The organism is Enterobacter cloacae complex sp. I1M (assembly GCF_014982425.1).
Lineage (GTDB): Bacteria > Pseudomonadota > Gammaproteobacteria > Enterobacterales > Enterobacteriaceae > Enterobacter > Enterobacter intestinihominis.
Genome location: NZ_JADCLG010000004.1, coordinates 1 through 18,499, shown reverse-complemented (window position 1 = coordinate 18,499; position 18,499 = coordinate 1). Strand labels below are relative to the sequence as shown.

Here is an 18,499-nt window from a genome sequence, read left to right as displayed (position 1 = left end):
GAACATGGCTATGGTACAACCCAAATCTCAGAAACTGCGCCTCCTCGCGACGCACTTAGGCCTGCTGATTTTCATCGCGGCGATCATGTTCCCGCTGCTGATGGTTATCGCCATCTCCCTGCGTTCGGGGAACTTCGCCACCGGGAGCCTGATCCCGGATGAAATCTCCTGGGAGCACTGGAAACTCGCGCTGGGCTTCAGTGTGGAACACGCGGATGGACGCGTCACTCCCCCGCCGTTCCCGGTGCTGCTGTGGCTGTGGAACTCGGTAAAAGTGGCGACCATCACTGCCATCGGCATCGTGACGCTCTCCACCACTTGTGCTTACGCCTTCGCCCGTATGCGTTTTCCTGGCAAAGCGACCCTGCTGAAAGGGATGCTGATTTTCCAGATGTTCCCGGCGGTGCTGTCACTGGTGGCGTTGTATGCCCTGTTTGATCGTCTGGGCCAGTACGTGCCGTTTATCGGCCTGAACACCCACGGCGGCGTGATCTTCGCCTATCTTGGCGGCATCGCCCTGCATGTGTGGACCATCAAGGGCTATTTCGAAACCATCGATGGTTCACTGGAAGAAGCCGCCGCGCTGGATGGCGCCACCCCGTGGCAGGCGTTCCGTCTGGTGCTGCTGCCGCTGTCGGTGCCGATTCTGGCGGTGGTGTTCATCCTGTCGTTTATCGCGGCGATCACCGAAGTACCGGTCGCCTCTCTGTTACTGCGCGATGTGAACAGCTACACCCTGGCCGTCGGTATGCAGCAATACCTCAACCCGCAAAACTACCTGTGGGGCGACTTTGCCGCGGCGGCCGTACTCTCTGCCATCCCGATTACCGTGGTGTTCCTGCTGGCCCAGCGCTGGCTGGTCAACGGCCTGACGGCGGGCGGTGTGAAAGGTTAAGTTTCATCTGTTATGCCACTGCAACCCTCAACTTTAGACGTATTGTATTGAACCAACTTGTGACTGTTGTTAGGCGCTCTTCGGAGCGCCCTTTTTTTATTCGCGTTTCAGCCGCTTTGAGTTGCACAGCCAGAGGGTGATCACCAGCAGCAGGATCGCCGCCGAGTAGATCAGCACGTCGAGCGGGGATTTATGATCGACGATGATCAGCCGCACAATGGCGGTGATGCCAATGTAGACAAAATAGCGCAGCGGGAAGTGGAAGCCGGACTGAAAGTACTTCACAATCAGGGCGATAAATTCAAAGTAGAGAAAGTAGACCACCAGGCCTTCCACCAGCGCGTATTTGCTGGTTTGCTCAGGTGCGAACAGCACATCCGCCAGATGCACCGTCTCTTTACCCAGAAACACGACCAGGATCAGGCCAAGGCTCAGCAGACCGAGGTTCAGCACGGTCTGGAGTATCGTTGAGATAAACTCAACACGCGGACGAGTCAGGGATGTCATACAGCACCTCATTCTCCAGGGCGAGGTTCCTGTATAACGCAAAAATGTGACGGGGATCTATATTTTTTGTTTATGTTTTGTCCATATGAACATTCTTGCCGGGCGGCACTGCGTTTGCCCGGCCTACAAAAATACTCTCGTAGGCCCGGTAAGCGCAGCGCCACCGGGCAAACAAGCATCAGCGGAAGTTAATGTTCTTATCGCTGGTCATATCATACAGCTGGAACTTACGTCCAAGCTGCTGACCGCCGTCGCGCGTCAGCGGCGTCCAGCCCACTGCCGCACGGCTGCGGGTTGGGCCTGACGAGAACAGATCCAGCGGAATCGACACGTACACCCCTTTGGTGAAGTCCCCTTCCCCGTACTCGTCTGGCGAAACGTTGGTGATGGTGGCATAACCGCCTACCACTACGCCGCTGTCGAAGTGTTTGGAGATATCCAGCGTGCCGCCCTTATCGCCCGCCAGGTACTGCCCGACGCTGGCTTTCACCAGCACATCCTGTGCGAACGACGGCGTCCAGTAGGCGGTCAGGTGGCCGGTTTTGACACTGTAGTCGGTGAACTTCATCATGTCCTGCGCGCTGCGCCAGTCACGCTGTTTCACGTAGTTGGCATCAATCCCAAACGCCCAGTTACTGTCGACGGGACGATAAAGCACCTCCGCCCCCGCGCCGCCGAACATGGTTTCCAGATAGCCACCGTAAACCTGGCCGTAGAAGCCGTTACCGAAGTACTGGAAGTAGTTGGCCTGCAGGTTATTCACGTAGATATCGTTCTGCACATATTCGCGAACGCGGGTACGCACGCGCGGCAGTTTTGAATCGTTCGGCGGGTTGGTGTAGTTAAATTTGTCGTAGTTGTTGGCAAGGTTGCCGAACAGACTACCGGTGGTCAACAGGTGGTCGGTCACCCACAGATCCGCCGTCGCCATCGCGCCCAGCTGATACATGTAGAAGTTTTCCGGCCCACCCACGGACTGGTTCAGCACCGGATCGATATGGAAATCGAAGCGGGATTTATCGATATACCAGCCCTGCTCGGTGCTCTCTGGCACCACCGGCTCAACGCGTTTTTGCACCAGCTCGGTTTCATGTCCCAGCGGTTCGCCTTCAAGATGACGCTTAAGGCTGGCAACATCGGTTTCAGTGGTGACCTGCGGCAGGTTGAGACGGTTCTCCGTCACGCGGATCGTGCGGATCCCCTCCGGCAGATCGTTCATGACGATCCGGTTGGCGCGCTCGATCCCTTCGCGGGAGTCGCGGTATTTTACCTGCTCGCCGGTGACGTACAGCGTATCGCCTTTGGTCTGGATCTTCGGATCCGCCAGGCCCGCGTTATATTTCAGCAGCGTCAGCTGGTTCGCTACCACGGAGTGCTGAATGATCGCATCCTGCGGCTCCGGCTGGTATTTGGGCCGCGGGTTATCATTGTAGCGCGGCCGCATGTCGTTAAAGTTGGTGCGCAGCGTAAAGCCAAACATCAGGGTATTACCGCGCTCATAGCTGAGGTTAACGTCGGCCCAGTCGGTGACGCGGTAAATGGCGCCGACGTTAAACTTGCTCTTCTGCTCAATCTTGCCGGCAAAATCTTCGCTGTAGTTATTGCCTTCGTACTCCAGCTTCAGGCGCAGCGGCTGCCATGGCGTTTGATACTCTACGCCTCCAAACAACGAGGCCGGGCCGTGGAACATCTGGTCGCCGTTGATGGAACCCGCTTTTTTATAGCTGTTATCGCGGTAGCAGTATTTGTCGCTGTAGGTACAGAACGGGTTGGTTACGTTGCCGCTGGTGCCGAGGTAGCCCCAGCCAAGACCCAGCGAGAAATCAAACGGTCCCCAGGCTTTGCTGGCAACGATGTATTCCGCATCAAACAGGCCGGTCCCGCCAATGTCTTTCGCCCCGACGGAGACCTGCGGCATCCAGTAGCTCTCTTCCCACAGGCGCAGCTTCACGTCGAAGGCTTTGTCTTTATAGGTCTGATCGCCGGAGAAGGCGTCCACGCTGCTGTACTGTTTTGTACGCACGTCGGTGTAGCGCAGCGTGGTCTCCAGCCAGGGGAACAGCTGCACGGACGCAGAGTAGTAACGGTACTGATCGTTATCGCGATAGTTAAGGCTGATTTCCCCCTCGCGGGCCATACGCGCGGTCGGGGTTTGCAGTAAGCCCACGCCGCCAAAATCGGACTGCGACGGGCCGATGGGTGCCGGATACGTTTCTGCATGACAGGCGGCACTCACGCACAGTGCAAGCATGCTGTAGAGATAGGTTTTTTTCATTATTCCGGTATCCGCTGTATCAGGGAGCGAAGGATATCGGCATTAAGCCCGTCATACGCTTTCGTCCAGAAATGGTCGGCAAAACCGACAAAAATGATGCTGCCTGGCATAGGTTCTATATGGCGTTTATTCCAGTAAGCCACCGGCGCTTTTTGCGTATGCCCGTCCGGATAGACCACCCAGGCATAGCTGTTATCCGCACCGCTGAGCAAGCTTTGCTCGTCGAGATAGCTCACGACGTCCCGGCCCGGCGTAAACGGCTTTTTGCCAGGGCTGCTGATAAGCCCCATCACGGTGACGGTGGAAGGCTGAGCCGGCAGCCACAGGGTATAGTCCCCTTCCAGCGACGGATTGCCGTTTTCGGCGACGCGCACCTCATCCGGATCGAGATTCACCTTCTGGCGACCCGTCACCTTAACCGCCTGAAGCTGCTGACGCAGGCTAGTAATGGCCGCGGCATCGTCAGCATCTTCCTGTTGTGCCAGCCCGCTCAGTCGGGCGAGCAGCGCCTGATGTTTTTGTTCCGCTACAATCGTCGCCTGACGCTCGCTGATAACCGCCCCGGTCCACCAGCTTTTCGCCAGCCTCGGCTGCCCCACCAGATCGAGCAGATGCCCGGCATTGGTTAAGGTTTTAGGTTTTTCGCTGTCCGGGGTGTAGACCTGTACCGTTCCCGCAGACCACGCCAGCGGCGAGGCCAGGCTGGCGAGAAGCGCAATGTGGATAAGCGTTTTCATGATTTCGCCGCCTTGATAAGGGTCGTTTTCACCGGGAAGAAACCCGCACCGAGATACTGCAAGGACTGACGGATCTGGCCCTCCTCGTCGATCCAAAAGCGGTTATGCCAGGTGGCCTGGTCAGTTGTTACCTCTTCATCCAGCACGCGAACCTGCGTTTCGTCGCTACCGACTGTCACACTGTCTGTACCGTCCCAGCGGAAGGTGGAGCGGGCCGTGGCGTAGCGCACCTGTTTGTGCTCGGTCCAGCCCATTGTGCGCGTCCAGCTTGCGCCATCGACGATCTGATTCGGCTTGATGAGCGGATCTTCAGCCAGGTTGTTTACCTCAAGCAGGTTGTCGCCGCCGAGCAACGTTTTCACGATTCGGGAATGCTGAGTCACGATGGTGGCCTGATCCTGCGTCACCCATTTCTGCTGCCCGTTTTCATCGAAAGCGAGCACCACAAACAGTTGCGGACCATCGTTTAGCTGCATGTACTGGCTGGCATACGGCATGTTCTGAAGTTCGTCATCGGTCAGATGCACGCCCGGCGTGCCGAACATGCTGTCCCACAGTGAGTGGCCCAGCCCTTTGGTGGTAGCTGAGCACGCCTGCAACAGCAGGCAAATCAGGATGATTGCAGGTCGCTTCACGACTCTTCTCCGAAGGGGCGAAATAACCACACCGAAGTGTGGTTATGATTAAAACACCCGGTATTACTGGGTGCTGGTCGTCGTAGTGGTCGTGGTTCCGGTATTGGAGCCATCACCGCCACCGGTTGCCGCCAGCGCGACACCCACGGCTGAACTTACGGCGCTGGTGCTGGCTGCGGTAGAACTCCCCGCAGACGCAGACGTCGCTGCCGACCCTGCTGCTTCCCCGACCTGGACCGGAGCTGCATAGACAGACGTCGCCGCAAGCGCAGATATGGCAAAAATGCCATACAGTACTTTCTTCATAACAATTTCCCTTCAATGAATGAATGGAGATTTGCCCGAAAAGAAATTCAGGCGGATTCGAGTATACACAACTAAAGCAGTGGGTTTACCGTGGGGGTAAATAGGGATGAGGTTTTCAGACTAATGGTTAAAAATGAAAAGAAAAAATAATTATTGAAATAGATAACCATTCATTATCAAACAGTTATAATATAAACCCATTAAAGTATCACTCCGTATTTTCTTAAAATAACCCTCAGCAATTAACGGGGTAACCGTGTTTTTCGGATTAAACTCAGATTCAGAATTTGAGATAACTAACAGACATCAGGAATTATCCGATAAAAAAATGCCGGCATATCGCCGGCATTGTTCATGACATATTTATTACGCACGCCATGCTTTATAACGGTTAATCAGACCATTGGTGGAGCTGTCGTGGCTGTCGATTGCTTTATCGTCACCCAGCTCTGGCAGAATGCGGTTTGCCAGCTGTTTGCCCAGCTCAACGCCCCACTGGTCAAAGGTGAAGATGTTCAGAATAGCGCCCTGAGTGAAGATCTTGTGCTCGTAGAGGGCAATCAGCGCGCCCAGGCTGAACGGCGTAATTTCACGCAGCAGAATGGAGTTAGTTGGACGGTTGCCTTCGAACACTTTGAACGGCACAACGTGTTCCAGCGTAGCCGGATCTTTACCCTGGTCACGGTACTCCTGCTCAACCACCTCGCGGGATTTACCGAACGCCAGCGCTTCGGTCTGGGCGAAGAAGTTAGACAGCAGCTTCGGATGGTGGTCGGAAAGCGGGTTGTGCGTAATCGCCGGGGCGATGAAATCGCACGGTACCATTTTGGTGCCCTGATGGATCAGCTGGTAGAACGCGTGCTGACCGTTGGTGCCCGGCTCGCCCCAGATGATTGGGCCAGTCTGATAATCCACCGCGTTACCGTTACGGTCAACGTATTTACCGTTGGATTCCATGTTGCCCTGCTGGAAGTAGGCCGCAAAGCGGTGCATATACTGGTCGTACGGGAGAATCGCTTCGGTTTCAGCGCCGAAGAAGTTGTTGTACCAGATCCCGATCAGCGCCAGCAGCACCGGCAGGTTTTTCTCAGGCGCGGTGGTGGAGAAGTGTTTGTCCATCGCGTGCGCACCGGAGAGCAGCTCAACGAAGTTGTCGAAGCCGACGGACAGGATGATGGACAGACCGATCGCAGACCACAGCGAGTAGCGGCCACCCACCCAGTCCCAGAATTCAAACATGTTCGCAGTATCAATACCGAACTCACCCACCGCTTTACCGTTGGTGGACAGCGCCGCGAAGTGTTTCGCCACGTGCTTTTCGTCGCCCGCGGTTTTCAGGAACCAGTCGCGCGCGCTGTGGGCGTTGGTCATGGTTTCCTGAGTGGTGAAGGTTTTAGACGCCACCAGGAACAGCGTGGTTTCCGGGTTCACCTTTTTCAGCACTTCAGCGATGTGAGTCCCATCGACGTTGGACACGAAGTGCATGTTGAGATGGTTTTTGTACGGGCGCAGCGCCTCGGTGACCATGAACGGGCCGAGGTCAGAGCCGCCGATACCGATGTTTACGACGTCGGTGATCGCTTTGCCGGTGTAGCCTTTCCACTGACCTGAGATGATCGCTTCAGAGAAGGTTTTCATCTTTTCCAGCACCGCGTTCACTTCCGGCATCACATCTTTGCCGTCAACGATAATTGGAGTATTGCTACGGTTGCGCAGCGCCACGTGCAGCACGGCACGGTCTTCGGTGCGGTTGATCTTCTCACCGGAGAACATGGATTTGATGGCATCTGCCAGCTCAGTCTCTTTCGCCAGATCTTGCAGCTTCGCCAGCGTCTCTTCGGTGATACGGTTCTTGGAGAAATCCACCAGCATCAGGTCATCGAAGGTGGCGGAAAACTTGCTGAAACGATCGGCATCTTTCGCGAACAGATCCGCGATAGTGACGTCTTTCATTTCATCAAAATGTTTCTGTAGTGCCTGCCATGCAGCGGTCTGCGTTGGGTTGATGTTTTTCATAGCAATACTCTTCTGATTTGAGAATTGTGACTGCGGTCGATTGTAGCGCCTGCAAATAAAAATTGTGATGGTTTTTATGCCATTGCCCTGGTCTGCATCAAACGCAGGTGAAAAGACCCGAAAAGTATAGCTGCTGTCGCGCCCTTCCGGCGTGGCGAAATGTTGGTCAAAAAGGGGTAAAAAGGAGCATAAAATATGGGCCTGTTATAAGTCCTGTTTCTGAGGGGTACCCCCCCATGAAAAATCCGCATAATCCCAGCATTGACAGGACCTCCCCCGCATTTTATTTATAGGGCCGTATTTTGCGCCTGCACCTGTTCTCGCTTCATTCTTGTGCCAAGGTCGCTCTATTCATTCCCTGACACGAGGTTGTTATGACGAGTTTTGTGGTCGCCAAGTTTGGCGGCACCAGTGTGGCAGACTACGCTGCCATGAACCGCAGCGCCGATGTGGTGCTGGCCGATCCGAATACCCGCCTGGTGGTGCTCTCCGCCTCAGCCGGCGTGACGAACCTGCTGGTTTCTTTGTCTGAAGGACTGGAAGCGACCGAGCGTTTCGTGAAGCTGGATGCACTGCGCAAAATTCAGTTCGACATCCTTGAGCGTCTGCAAAACCCGAACGTCATTCGTGAGGAAGTGGAACGCCTGCTGGAAAATATCACTACCCTGGCAGAAGCCGCTTCACTGGCAACCTCTACCGCCCTAACCGATGAACTGGTCAGCCACGGCGAACTGATGTCCACCCTGCTGTTCGTTGAGATCATGCGCGAGCGCAATATTCAGGCGCAGTGGTTCGACGTGCGTAAAGTAATGCGCACCAGCGACCGCTTTGGCCGCGCCGAGCCGGACGTTGAAGCTTTGGCAGAGCTCACTAACCAGCAGCTTGCCCCGCGTCTGGATGAAGGCATAGTGATCACCCAGGGCTTTATCGGCAGCGAAGCCAAAGGGCGCACAACCACGCTGGGCCGTGGCGGCAGCGACTATACCGCCGCCCTGCTGGGTGAAGCCCTGCATGCCACCCGCGTGGATATCTGGACGGACGTGCCGGGCATTTACACCACCGACCCGCGCGTGGTCTCTGCGGCAAAACGCATTGACGTGATCGCCTTTGAAGAAGCGGCTGAAATGGCCACCTTCGGCGCGAAAGTGCTGCATCCGGCCACGCTGCTGCCCGCCGTGCGCAGCGACATTCCGGTCTTCGTTGGCTCCAGTAAAGATCCAAAGGCGGGCGGGACGCTGGTCTGCAAGAAAACCGAGAACCCGCCGCTGTTCCGCGCGCTGGCCCTGCGTCGTAAGCAGACGCTGGTTACCCTGCACAGCCATAATATGCTGCACTCCCGCGGATTCCTGGCGGAAGTGTTTGGCATCCTGGCGCGCCACAATATCTCCGTGGACCTGATCACCACGTCAGAAGTCAGCATTGCGCTGACGCTCGACACCACCGGTTCCACCTCTACCGGCGACACCCTGCTGACGCAGTCGCTGCTGATTGAGCTTTCCGAGCTGTGCCGCGTGGAGGTGGAAGAAGATCTGGCGCTGGTTGCCATCATCGGTAATAAGCTGTCGCGCGCGTGCGGCGTGGGCAAAGAGGTGTTCGGCGTGCTCGACCCGTTCAGCATCCGCATGATTTGCTACGGCGCGTCCAGCTACAACCTCTGCTTCCTGGTCCCTGCCGATCAGGCCGAGCAGGTTGTGCAGAAACTTCATCAGAATTTGTTTGAATAAAATTCGTTAGCACGATAAACATTATCCATAAGCCGGGCACAGACCCGGCTTTTTTATAACAAAACAACACGACAATACTGCAAGGAATTCACTATGCTCTCCGCTATCACCCGGCTGTTCCCGTTATGGGCGCTGCTGCTCTCCGTACTCGCGTATTACACTCCCACCACGTTCACGGGCATTGGTCCGTGGGTCACCACGCTACTGATGCTGATTATGTTCGGCATGGGCGTGCATCTAAAAATTGACGATTTCAAACGCGTGCTGTCTCGCCCGGCACCGGTTGCCGCAGGGATTTTCCTGCACTACCTGGTGATGCCGCTCGCGGCCTGGCTGCTGGCGATGGCCTTTAAGATGCCGCCCGACCTTTCCGCCGGGATGGTGCTGGTGGGGAGCGTCGCCAGCGGCACGGCATCTAACGTCATGATCTATCTGGCGAAAGGCGACGTGGCGCTCTCCGTCACTATCTCTTCCGTTTCCACGCTGGTGGGCGTGATTGCCACGCCGCTGTTAACCCGCCTGTACGTGGACGCGCATATCCAGGTGGATGTGATGGGCATGCTGCTCAGCATTCTGCAAATCGTGGTGATCCCGATTGCGCTGGGACTGGTGATCCACCATCTCTTCCCGCGGGTGGTGAAAGCGGTTGAGCCGTATCTGCCCGCGTTTTCGATGGTCTGCATACTTGCCATTATCAGCGCCGTGGTAGCCGGTTCCGCATCGCACATTGCTTCGGTGGGCTTTGTAGTGATCGTCGCGGTTGTGCTGCATAACACTATTGGTCTGCTGGGCGGTTACTGGGGCGGAAAGCTGTTTGGCTTTGACGAATCCACCTGCCGCACGCTGGCGATCGAAGTGGGGATGCAGAACTCCGGCCTGGCGGCGGCGCTGGGTAAAATTTACTTCTCACCGCTGGCGGCGCTGCCGGGGGCGCTGTTCTCTGTCTGGCACAACCTGTCCGGTTCGCTGTTAGCAGGATACTGGTCCGGTAAGCCGATTGATGACCAACCGAAAAAAGATGCGGTGAAACAGGGTTAATTGAGCCGGCTTGCTTTACACTGAAGCCTCCCCATCAGGAGGCTTCAGCAATGGCTACACCACGTTTGACCCAGAAAGACATGACCGAAGCCGAGCAGCGCGAACTTAAAACGCTTCTCGACCGCGCCCGCATCGCGCATGGCCGCACGCTGACGAACGCCGAAACCAATCAGGTTAAAAAAGAGTACATCGATAAGCTGATGGCGCAACGTGATGCCGCGGCGAAAAAAGCCCGCAAGCTGAAAAAAGAGCAGGCGTATAAACCCGACGCAGAGGCGACTTTTTCCTGGTCCGCCAGCACATCAACCCGTGGAAGGCGCTAATCAGCGCCCTTTCTTTTTGCGCCCCGGCTGGGTAAAGCGTTTTCCGTTGCCCGGCTTGCCTCGCCCTTTCTCTTCCGCCTGCGGTGCCTTCACCACCGGACGCTTAATCGCCTGCGTTTTCGGTTTGGCTTTAGCTTTCGGCTTCGCTTCGGACGAGGAGTTCTCGATAAGTTTGAACAGCTCGATCAGCTCGTCATCCGTTAAGTCACGCCACTCGCCCAGCGGGATGCCAGACAGGCTGACGTTCATGATGCGCGTGCGTTCCAGCTTCGTCACTTCATAACCGAAGTACTCGCACATGCGGCGGATCTGGCGGTTCAGGCCCTGAACCAGCGTGATGCGGAACGCGAACGGTGCTTCTTTTTTGACTTTACACTTCTTCGTCACGGTGCCCAGAATCGGCACGCCAGCGCCCATTCCGCGGATAAACTCGTCCGTCACCGGCTTGTTCACCGTCACGATGTACTCTTTCTCGTGGTCGTTACCGGCACGCAGAATTTTGTTGACCAGATCGCCGTGGTTGGTGAGGAAAATCAGCCCCTGAGAGTCTTTATCCAGACGGCCAATCGGGAAAATGCGGCTGCTGTGGTTCACGAAATCAACAATGTTGTCCCGCTCGCCATCTTCCGTGGTGCTGACAATCCCAACCGGTTTGTTCAACGCGATAAACACCAGGTCTTCGGCATCACGCGGTTCGATGACCTGACCATTCACTTTCACCACATCGCCAGGTACCACCTGATCGCCAATGGTGGCGCGTTTGCCGTTAAGAAACACGTTACCCTGTTCAATGTAACGGTCAGCCTCGCGACGTGAGCAGATCCCGCTCTCGCTAATGTATTTGTTTAATCGGGTTGATTGAGTTGGCAGCATAGTTTCTCCTGTGAAGGGCGAAATATACCTTACCTTGCGCCTGACAAAAAAGTCCTAGTAACCGCTGATCAGAAAATCGAGTGCATCCCGCAATGAAGCACTGCTGTTAGTAAGATGGGCAACGCGTTCACCTAACTCTTTTAGCGATATGCCTGCCATCATGTGCATCATCACCACGTAGGGTTTTCCCGCGACCTCAACGGCGGGAGCGACCATAGAAGCTTTATTTTTCTTCAAGCCACTCTGCGCGCCGATGTTCACGAAATTGCTCCTGCAAAGCCGCCGTTAGCACGGCAGAAAGGTTAAGTTTAAGCCTTCGCGCCTCTTCAAGAATGTCCGGCGACAGGGAAACATTCACTGATTTTTTAATGCTATTAGCACCGCGCATGAGAACCCCCATTGGAATGCGCATGAACTGGCGAAGTGTAGCGTAATAATTGAGCACTTCCTATTCCCTTAAAAATGTAAGGGTTGAAGAATAAATTGCTCTTTATGGTAGTCACGCCTCACAAAACCGTTTTGCGAGGCGCTTTCAGAGATTAATACTCATCCCGCTCATCGTCTTCATCCGGCTGCTCCATCACGCTGTATGCCACCGCACAGAACAATGAGTTAAGACGCTTCATATCTCCCAGCAGCCCCAGGTGGAGCGAGCTGGTTTCGATACTCTGCACGTTCTGCTGGTGCAGACGCTCAACGTGGGCGTGCGAGTAGCGCCGGTTGAGGATGCGGAAACGGTGCTTGTTGCGGCGCAGGCGGCGCGCGCTCGGCACGTCGCTGGAGAAGAAGACCGACATCGCCAGCTTCAGGTTGCTGACCAGCTGTTCGTGCAGCGCTTCCAGCTCCTTCAGCCCTTCGACAGAAAACGCCCGACGTGCGGCCAGGGATTTGTCTGCGATTTCACTGCCCATACGCTCGACAATATCCGAAGCCTGCTCCAGGTTAAGCGACATCTCAATGATTTCCGCCCAGCGGCGCGACTCCTCTTCCGCCAGCTCGTCCTGTGGGATCCGCGCCAGATAGAGCTTGATGGCGGTATACAGCACGTTGATATCGTCCGCCAGCCTGCGCAGCTCTTTTTCTTCGCGCGGCTCGCCGTGCATCACCTTTTGCAACCCTTCCAGCATGGTTTCCATCGCGTCACCCATGCGCAGCGTTTCGCGGGCGGCATTCGCGATGGCCAGCGCGGGCGTGTCCAGCACCGAGGTGTCCAGATGCTTCGGTTTAAGGCGCGCGTCCAGCTCCGGTTCATCACGAATTAGCCGCTCGCAGAAGCGGGCCATCGGCGCGGCAAACGGCACCATCGCCAGACAGCGTACCAGGTTGTAGAAGACGTGGAAGTAGATCACCAGCTCCGCTTTCGGCAGAGAGAGGTTGTCCATCAGGTTCGCCAGCGGGTGCACAAACGGCAGAATGATCAGGCTACCCACCAGCTTGAAGAGCAAACTCCCCAGTGCCACCCGGCGGGCGGCAGCATTGGCTGCGCTGTTGTTGAGCATCGCCAGCAGGCCAGAGCCAAGATTCGCACCGATGACCAGGCATAGCGCCACCGGGAAAGAGATCGCGCCCGCAGCGGTTAGCGTGGCCGTCAGCAACACGGCCGCCAGGCTGGAGTAGCTGACAATGGCAAACACCGCGCCGATCAGCGCATCCAGCATAATATCGCCGGTTAACGAGGCGAAAATGACCTGCACACCGTTGGCCTGGGTAATCGGCGTAACTGCCTGCACAATCAGCTCCAGCGCCAGCAGGATCAGCCCGAGGCCAATACCGACGCGGCCAAGCTGCCCGGCACGGCTTTGCTTACGACCGAGGAAGAAAATGACGCCAATAAAAATCAGCAGCGGCGACAGCCAGGAGAGATCGAAGGTCAGGATACGTGCCATCAGCGCGGTACCGACGTCGGCGCCCAGGACAATCACCAGCGCCGGGGCGAGCGCCACCAGATCCTGCGCCACGAACGAGGTGACGAGCATGGTGGTGGCGTTGCTGCTTTGCACCAGCGCCGTGACGCCAATACCCGCACAGAAGGCGAGCGGCTTCTTCTCAACGCTGCCGCTGAGAACGGTACGTAAACGTGCGCCAAACACGCGCATCACGCCGGTACGAACGATATGGGTGCCCCATACCAGCAGTGCGACTGCGGAGAGCAGGTGTAACAACGTCAACACAGTGGGTTTTCCTCCTTATCGTTATCTGTTTTCCTGAGGCTTGTTACGCGTTATCTTGCCGGATGGCGGCTACGGCTTATCCGGCCTACGCGCAGGCCCGGTCAGCGCAGCGCCGCCGGGCAATGTAGTAAGAACCTTCTTCCAGTATAAGGGTTTAAACGTAAGAAAGAGACAAGGCACCATAGCGGTGCCCTGTTTGTTGTAAGGAAAAGTGACGTTAGTCTGCGTCGTAGCCTAAATTCGGCGCCAGCCAGCGTTCCACCTCTGACACGCTCATGCCTTTTCGCAGGGCGTAGTCTTCAATCTGATCCCGCTGAAGCTGTGCCACGGCGAAGTACTTGCTGTCCGGGTGGCTGAAATACCAGCCGGAAACGGACGCGCCCGGCCACATGGCGAACGACTCGGTAAGTTTCATGCCGGTATGCGCTTCCACGTCGAGCAGTTTCCAGATAGTACCCTTCTCGGTGTGTTCCGGGCAGGCCGGATACCCCGGCGCCGGACGAATGCCCTGGTAGTTTTCGCGGATCAGCTCCTCGTTGCTGAGATTCTCATTCGCCGCGTAGCCCCAGTGCACCTTACGTACGCGCTCGTGGAGGTACTCAGCAAAGGCTTCCGCCAGGCGATCGGCGATCGCTTTCACCATGATTTTGTTGTAATCATCGTGCTGTGCGTCGTACGCGTCCGCCAGCGCGTCTTCTTCCAGACCACCGGTCACCGCAAAGGCGCCGATATAGTCGGCTTTACCGGAGAGTTTCGGTGCGACGAAATCCGCCAGGCAGTAGTTGGCAAAGCCCACTTTCTCGGTTTGCTGGCGCAGATGGTGGCTCACGGCCAGCACATGGGTGCGGGTTTCATCGCGGTAAATTTCGACATCGTCGCCCACGCGGTTCGCCGGGAACAGCCCCACCACGCCGCGCGGGTTGAGGGCTTTCTCTGCGCTCAGTCTGTCGAGCATATCGTTGGCATCTTTAAACAGGCGTTTCGCCTCTTCGCCTACTACCTCATCTTCAAGAATGCGCGGATATTTGCCCGCCAGCGACCAGGTCATGAAGAACGGCGTCCAGTCGATGTAGTTACGCAGCGTTTCGATGCTGGCCGTCACCTCCTGCACGCCCAGACGGTGCGCGACCGGCGGCGTATAGCTGGACCAGTCGAACGCCAGATCGTTATCGCGTGCCGCCTGAAGCGAAACCGGCGGCGTGCGCGGTTTCTTACGTCCATGCTGAATGCGGACGGTTTCATACTCTTTGCGGGTGCGGGCGACAAAGTCATCGCGCTGGGTGTCAGACAGCAGCGCGGAGACCACGCCCACGGTGCGCGAGGCGTTTTGGACATACACCGTCGGCCCACTGTAGTTCTGCTCGATTTTCACTGCGGTGTGGGCTTTCGAGGTGGTTGCCCCGCCAATCAGCAGTGGAATAGTGAAGCCCTGGCGCTCCATCTCTTTTGCCACGTTGACCATTTCGTCCAGCGACGGCGTAATCAGCCCGGAAAGACCAATCAGATCCGCATTCACTTCGCGAGCGGTCCTGAGGATTTTATCCGCCGGGACCATCACGCCAAGATCGATAATTTCGTAGTTATTGCATTGCAGTACCACGCCGACAATGTTTTTGCCGATGTCATGTACGTCGCCCTTCACGGTGGCAATGACCATCTTACCGTTACTGGAGCCCTTCTCTTTGCTGGCTTCGATAAACGGCTCAAGATAAGCCACGGCCTGCTTCATGACACGGGCGGATTTCACCACCTGCGGCAGGAACATTTTGCCCTCGCCGAACAGATCGCCGACCACGTTCATGCCGTCCATCAGCGGCCCTTCGATCACTTCAATCGGACGGGCTGCCTGCTGACGCGCTTCCTCGGTATCCTGCTCAATGAACTCAGTAATGCCTTTTACCAGCGAGTATTCCAGACGCTTTCTCACATCCCAGGAACGCCATTCGGCCTGCTGAACGTTGGCTGATTCGTCAGCTTTACTGCCGCGGTATTTTTCCGCCAGATCCAGCATGCGTTCGGTGGCGTCGTCGCGACGGTTGAGGATCACATCTTCTACTGCGTCGCGTAGTTCTGCGGGCAGGTCGTCGTAAATCGCCAGCTGTCCGGCGTTAACGATCCCCATGTCCATCCCGTTGCGGATGGCATAGTAGAGGAACACGGCGTGGATGGCCTCACGCACCGGGTCGTTGCCGCGGAACGAGAACGAGACGTTCGACACGCCGCCGGAAATTAGCGCATGCGGTAGCTCGCGTTTGATGTCTTCACACGCGCCGATAAAGTCCTGGGCGTAGTTGTTGTGCTCTTCAATGCCGGTTGCGACAGCAAAGATGTTCGGGTCGAAAATAATGTCTTCCGGCGGGAAGCCCACCTCTTCGGTCAAAATTTTGTACGCCCGGCGGCAAATCTCAATTTTGCGCTCGCGGGTATCGGCCTGGCCCACTTCATCGAAGGCCATCACCACCACGGCGGCCCCGTAGCGACGCACCAGCTTCGCGTGGTGGATAAAGGTATCGACGCCCTCTTTCATTGAGATGGAGTTAACGATGCCTTTGCCCTGAATGCACTTCAGCCCCTTTTCGATGACGTCCCATTTGGAAGAGTCAATCATGATCGGCACGCGGGCGATGTCCGGCTCGCCGGCAATCAGGTTGAGGAAGCGCACCATCGCCGCTTCGGCGTCGAGCATCCCCTCGTCCATGTTGATATCGATAATCTGCGCGCCGCTCTCCACCTGCTGGCGGGCAACGTCCAGCGCTTCGCTGTACTTCTCTTCTTTGATCAGGCGCTTGAACTTCGCAGAACCGGTGACGTTGGTACGTTCACCCACGTTCACAAACAGGCTGTCGTCGCCGATGGTCAACGGCTCAAGGCCGGACAGACGGCAGGCTACCGGAAGCTCGGGTAACTTGCGCGGTGCAAGCCCGGCGACGGCGCGGCTCATGGCGGCGATGTGCTCTGGCGTGGTGCCGCAGCAGCCGCCGACGATGTTGAGGAAGCCAGATTCGGCCCACTCGCGGATTTGCGCCGCCATGGTATCGGCATCCAGATCATACTCACCGAACGCGTTCGGCAGACCGGCGTTCGGGTGGGCGGTGACGTAGCACTCTGCGATGCGCGAAAGCTCCTGCACGTACTGGCGCAGCTCGTCCGGCCCCAGCGCGCAGTTCAGGCCGAAGGAGAGCGCTTCGGCATGGCGCAGAGAGTTATAAAACGCTTCGGTTGTCTGGCCGGAAAGCGTGCGCCCCGAGGCATCGGTGATGGTGCCGGAAATCATGATCGGCAGGTCAACACCCAGCGCCTCGAACTCCTCTTTCACCGCGTAAATTGCGGCTTTGGCGTTGAGAGTGTCGAATACGGTTTCAATCAGGATCAGGTCGGAACCGCCTTCCACCAGCGCTTTAGTGGACTCACGATACGCGGCCACCAGTTGGTCAAAGGTGATATTGCGGAAGGCTGGATCGTTCACGTCCGGAGAAATCGACGCGGTGCGGTTGGTCGGGCCCAGCACCCCAGCAACATAGCGCGGCTTGTCCGGCGTGCGGGCCGTCCACTCGTCGGCGCAGGCGCGGGCGAGTTTCGCCGCTTCAAAGTTGATCTCCGCCGACAGGGATTCCATCTGGTAATCCGCCATGGCGATGGTTGTCGAGTTGAAGGTGTTGGTTTCTACAATATCCGCACCCGCTTCGAAGTAGGCGTTGTGGATATCCCTGATGACAGAGGGTTTGCTCAACACCAGCAGGTCATTGTTTCCTTTCAGGTCACAAGGCCAGTCGGCAAAGCGCTCGCCACGGAAATCGTCTTCACTCAGACGATAGCCCTGGATCATGGTGCCCATGCCGCCGTCCAGCACCAGAATTCGTTCATTTAACTGCGCACGCAGTTGCTCTACTTTGCTGCTCACACTTGCTCCCGACAACGTTCAACATGGCCAAAAGGCTGCGTTCCATACTGGCATAATCTCTAAGGGTCGAAAAGTCACACAGCGGTAACATGAGACATGTTCACTATCACTCCTCCGATCAGTCAGGAAAGCGGTTGCAAAACCACCAAATAAAACGAAAATGATTTCCACGATACAGAAAAAGGAGTTCGTCATGGTTACGACCGTTCCCGCTAAACGCGGCAGAAAACCTGCTGCAACCACCGCTGCACAACCTGGCGGACAGGTTCAATCCCTGACGCGCGGCCTGAAGCTGCTGGAATGGATAGCCGAATCGCATGGTAGCGTGGCCCTGACGGAGCTGGCGCAGCAGGCGGGACTGCCGAACTCCACCACTCACCGCCTGTTAACCACCATGCAGCAGCTGGGCTTCGTACGTCAGGTGGGCGAGCTGGGTCACTGGGCGGTTGGCGCGCATGCCTTTATCGTTGGCAGCAGCTTCCTGCAAAGCCGCAACCTGCTGGCGATTGTCCACCCGATTCTGCGCAAGCTGATGGAGGAGTCCGGCGAGACGGTAAACCTGGCCGTGCTGGATCAGAGCGATCATCAGGCGATTATCATCGACCAGGTGCAGTGTACGCAGCTGATGCGCATGTCCGCACCGATTGGCGGCAAGCTGCCGATGCATGCCTCTGGCGCAGGGAAAGCGTTTCTCTCGCAGCTTAGCGAAGAGCAGGTGACGGGTCTGCTGCACCGTAAAGGTCTGCACGCCTACACCCACGCCACCCTGGTGTCGCCGGTGCATCTGAAAGAAGATCTGGCTCTGACCCGCAAGCGCGGCTATTCGTTTGATGACGAAGAACATGCCCTCGGGCTGCGCTGCCTCGCGTCCTGTATTTTCGACGAACACCGCGAGCCGTTTGCCGCCATCTCCATCTCCGGGCCGATTTCACGTATGACCGACGACCGCGTCACCGAGCTGGGTGCGCTGGTGATTAAGGCCGCAAAAGAGGTGACGCTGGCGTATGGTGGGATTCGCTAGGATTGAGAGCGGTCTGGTGCCCTCACCCCGGCCCTCTCCCACAGGGCTGAGGGTTTTCCACAAATTAATGCGAGCAC

Annotated in this window: 15 protein-coding genes and 1 pseudogene; 5 read left to right on the top strand and 11 right to left on the bottom strand. The window is 56.8% G+C overall.

What is annotated here, in order from left to right:
- The first annotated feature begins 4 nt into the window (after positions 1 to 4).
- Entirely contained in the window at positions 5 to 895 is an 891-nt protein-coding gene (malG, locus tag INF86_RS01480) for a maltose ABC transporter permease MalG (protein WP_003860332.1), read from the top strand.
- A gap of 96 nt (positions 896 to 991) precedes the next feature.
- Here the strand turns inward: malG and psiE are convergent, their stop codons facing one another.
- The 6 genes from psiE to pgi all read right to left on the bottom strand — a co-directional run bounded on the left by psiE (position 992) and on the right by pgi (position 7,371).
- Complete coding sequence (psiE, locus tag INF86_RS01475) at positions 992 to 1,402, bottom strand: phosphate-starvation-inducible protein PsiE (RefSeq protein ID WP_000202963.1); 411 nt, start codon at positions 1,400 to 1,402, stop codon at positions 992 to 994.
- Between the two features lie 178 nt (positions 1,403 to 1,580).
- A complete protein-coding gene (locus INF86_RS01470) occupies positions 1,581 to 3,677 on the bottom strand; it encodes a YjbH domain-containing protein (protein WP_023299084.1) in 2,097 nt (698 codons plus the stop codon).
- Positions 3,677 to 4,414 (bottom strand): capsule biosynthesis GfcC D2 domain-containing protein, encoded by a 738-nt coding sequence (locus tag INF86_RS01465; protein ID WP_193543154.1) that lies wholly within the window; start codon positions 4,412 to 4,414, stop codon positions 3,677 to 3,679. Before INF86_RS01465 ends, INF86_RS01470 begins: the two co-directional genes overlap by 1 nt.
- Entirely contained in the window at positions 4,411 to 5,049 is a 639-nt protein-coding gene (locus INF86_RS01460; RefSeq protein WP_275062472.1) for a YjbF family lipoprotein, read from the bottom strand. Before INF86_RS01460 ends, INF86_RS01465 begins: the two co-directional genes overlap by 4 nt.
- Before the next feature lie 63 nt (positions 5,050 to 5,112).
- A complete protein-coding gene (gene yjbE, locus INF86_RS01455) occupies positions 5,113 to 5,355 on the bottom strand; it encodes an exopolysaccharide production protein YjbE (protein WP_003860341.1) in 243 nt (80 codons plus the stop codon).
- Between the two features lie 366 nt (positions 5,356 to 5,721).
- Complete coding sequence (gene pgi / locus INF86_RS01450) at positions 5,722 to 7,371, bottom strand: glucose-6-phosphate isomerase (protein ID WP_022646728.1); 1,650 nt, start codon at positions 7,369 to 7,371, stop codon at positions 5,722 to 5,724.
- A gap of 374 nt (positions 7,372 to 7,745) precedes the next feature.
- On the opposite strand from pgi, the gene lysC reads away from it, so the two are divergent.
- The 3 genes from lysC (at position 7,746) to INF86_RS01435 (ending at position 10,456) form a co-directional block, all read left to right on the top strand.
- A complete protein-coding gene (gene lysC, locus INF86_RS01445) occupies positions 7,746 to 9,095 on the top strand; it encodes a lysine-sensitive aspartokinase 3 (protein WP_022646727.1) in 1,350 nt (449 codons plus the stop codon).
- 93 nt (positions 9,096 to 9,188) lie between these two features.
- The gene (gene panS, locus INF86_RS01440; protein ID WP_023295757.1) at positions 9,189 to 10,133 is read left to right on the top strand and encodes a ketopantoate/pantoate/pantothenate transporter PanS; all 945 of its coding nucleotides are present in this window, start codon (positions 9,189 to 9,191) and stop codon (positions 10,131 to 10,133) included.
- Between the two features lie 50 nt (positions 10,134 to 10,183).
- Positions 10,184 to 10,456: a DUF3811 domain-containing protein gene (locus INF86_RS01435; RefSeq protein WP_017382612.1), complete on the top strand. Its 273-nt coding sequence runs from the start codon at positions 10,184 to 10,186 to the stop codon at positions 10,454 to 10,456.
- Here INF86_RS01435 and rluF read toward each other — a convergent pair whose 3' ends face one another.
- The 5 genes and pseudogenes from rluF to metH all read right to left on the bottom strand — a co-directional run bounded on the left by rluF (position 10,457) and on the right by metH (position 17,401).
- Entirely contained in the window at positions 10,457 to 11,329 is an 873-nt protein-coding gene (gene rluF, locus INF86_RS01430) for a 23S rRNA pseudouridine(2604) synthase RluF (RefSeq protein WP_022646725.1), read from the bottom strand.
- 54 nt (positions 11,330 to 11,383) lie between these two features.
- On the bottom strand, positions 11,384 to 11,545 hold the full coding sequence (locus tag INF86_RS01425; protein WP_193543152.1) for a CcdB family protein: 162 nt from the start codon (positions 11,543 to 11,545) through the stop codon (positions 11,384 to 11,386).
- A gap of 13 nt (positions 11,546 to 11,558) precedes the next feature.
- A pseudogene (locus tag INF86_RS01420) lies at positions 11,559 to 11,774 on the bottom strand (type II toxin-antitoxin system CcdA family antitoxin); the annotation flags it as partial.
- 94 nt (positions 11,775 to 11,868) lie between these two features.
- The gene (locus INF86_RS01415) at positions 11,869 to 13,500 is read right to left on the bottom strand and encodes a Na/Pi cotransporter family protein (protein WP_022646722.1); all 1,632 of its coding nucleotides are present in this window, start codon (positions 13,498 to 13,500) and stop codon (positions 11,869 to 11,871) included.
- 217 nt (positions 13,501 to 13,717) lie between these two features.
- Positions 13,718 to 17,401, bottom strand: coding sequence for a methionine synthase (gene metH / locus INF86_RS01410; protein WP_023299082.1), 3,684 nt, complete (start codon positions 17,399 to 17,401; stop codon positions 13,718 to 13,720).
- 193 nt (positions 17,402 to 17,594) lie between these two features.
- On the opposite strand from metH, the gene iclR reads away from it, so the two are divergent.
- Positions 17,595 to 18,422 carry a glyoxylate bypass operon transcriptional repressor IclR gene (iclR, locus tag INF86_RS01405; protein WP_022646720.1) on the top strand — a complete coding sequence of 276 codons (828 nt, stop codon included), beginning with the start codon at positions 17,595 to 17,597 and terminating at the stop codon, positions 18,420 to 18,422.
- The last annotated feature ends 77 nt before the right edge of the window (positions 18,423 to 18,499 follow it).

Excerpts from the sequence above, each read along its gene's own strand:
- yjbE (WP_003860341.1), bottom strand. The coding sequence starts at position 5,355 with ATGAAGAAAGTACTGTATGGCATTTTTGCCATATCTGCGCTTGCGGCG.
- rluF (WP_022646725.1), bottom strand. The coding sequence starts at position 11,329 with ATGCTGCCAACTCAATCAACCCGATTAAACAAATACATTAGCGAGAGC.
- panS (WP_023295757.1), top strand. The coding sequence starts at position 9,189 with ATGCTCTCCGCTATCACCCGGCTGTTCCCGTTATGGGCGCTGCTGCTC.
- INF86_RS01435 (WP_017382612.1), top strand. The coding sequence starts at position 10,184 with ATGGCTACACCACGTTTGACCCAGAAAGACATGACCGAAGCCGAGCAG.
- malG (WP_003860332.1), top strand. The coding sequence starts at position 5 with ATGGCTATGGTACAACCCAAATCTCAGAAACTGCGCCTCCTCGCGACG.
- iclR (WP_022646720.1), top strand. The coding sequence starts at position 17,595 with ATGGTTACGACCGTTCCCGCTAAACGCGGCAGAAAACCTGCTGCAACC.
- INF86_RS01465 (WP_193543154.1), bottom strand. The coding sequence starts at position 4,414 with ATGAAAACGCTTATCCACATTGCGCTTCTCGCCAGCCTGGCCTCGCCG.
- pgi (WP_022646728.1), bottom strand. The coding sequence starts at position 7,371 with ATGAAAAACATCAACCCAACGCAGACCGCTGCATGGCAGGCACTACAG.
- INF86_RS01425 (WP_193543152.1), bottom strand. The coding sequence starts at position 11,545 with ATGGTCGCTCCCGCCGTTGAGGTCGCGGGAAAACCCTACGTGGTGATG.
- lysC (WP_022646727.1), top strand. The coding sequence starts at position 7,746 with ATGACGAGTTTTGTGGTCGCCAAGTTTGGCGGCACCAGTGTGGCAGAC.
- INF86_RS01470 (WP_023299084.1), bottom strand. The coding sequence starts at position 3,677 with ATGAAAAAAACCTATCTCTACAGCATGCTTGCACTGTGCGTGAGTGCC.
- psiE (WP_000202963.1), bottom strand. The coding sequence starts at position 1,402 with ATGACATCCCTGACTCGTCCGCGTGTTGAGTTTATCTCAACGATACTC.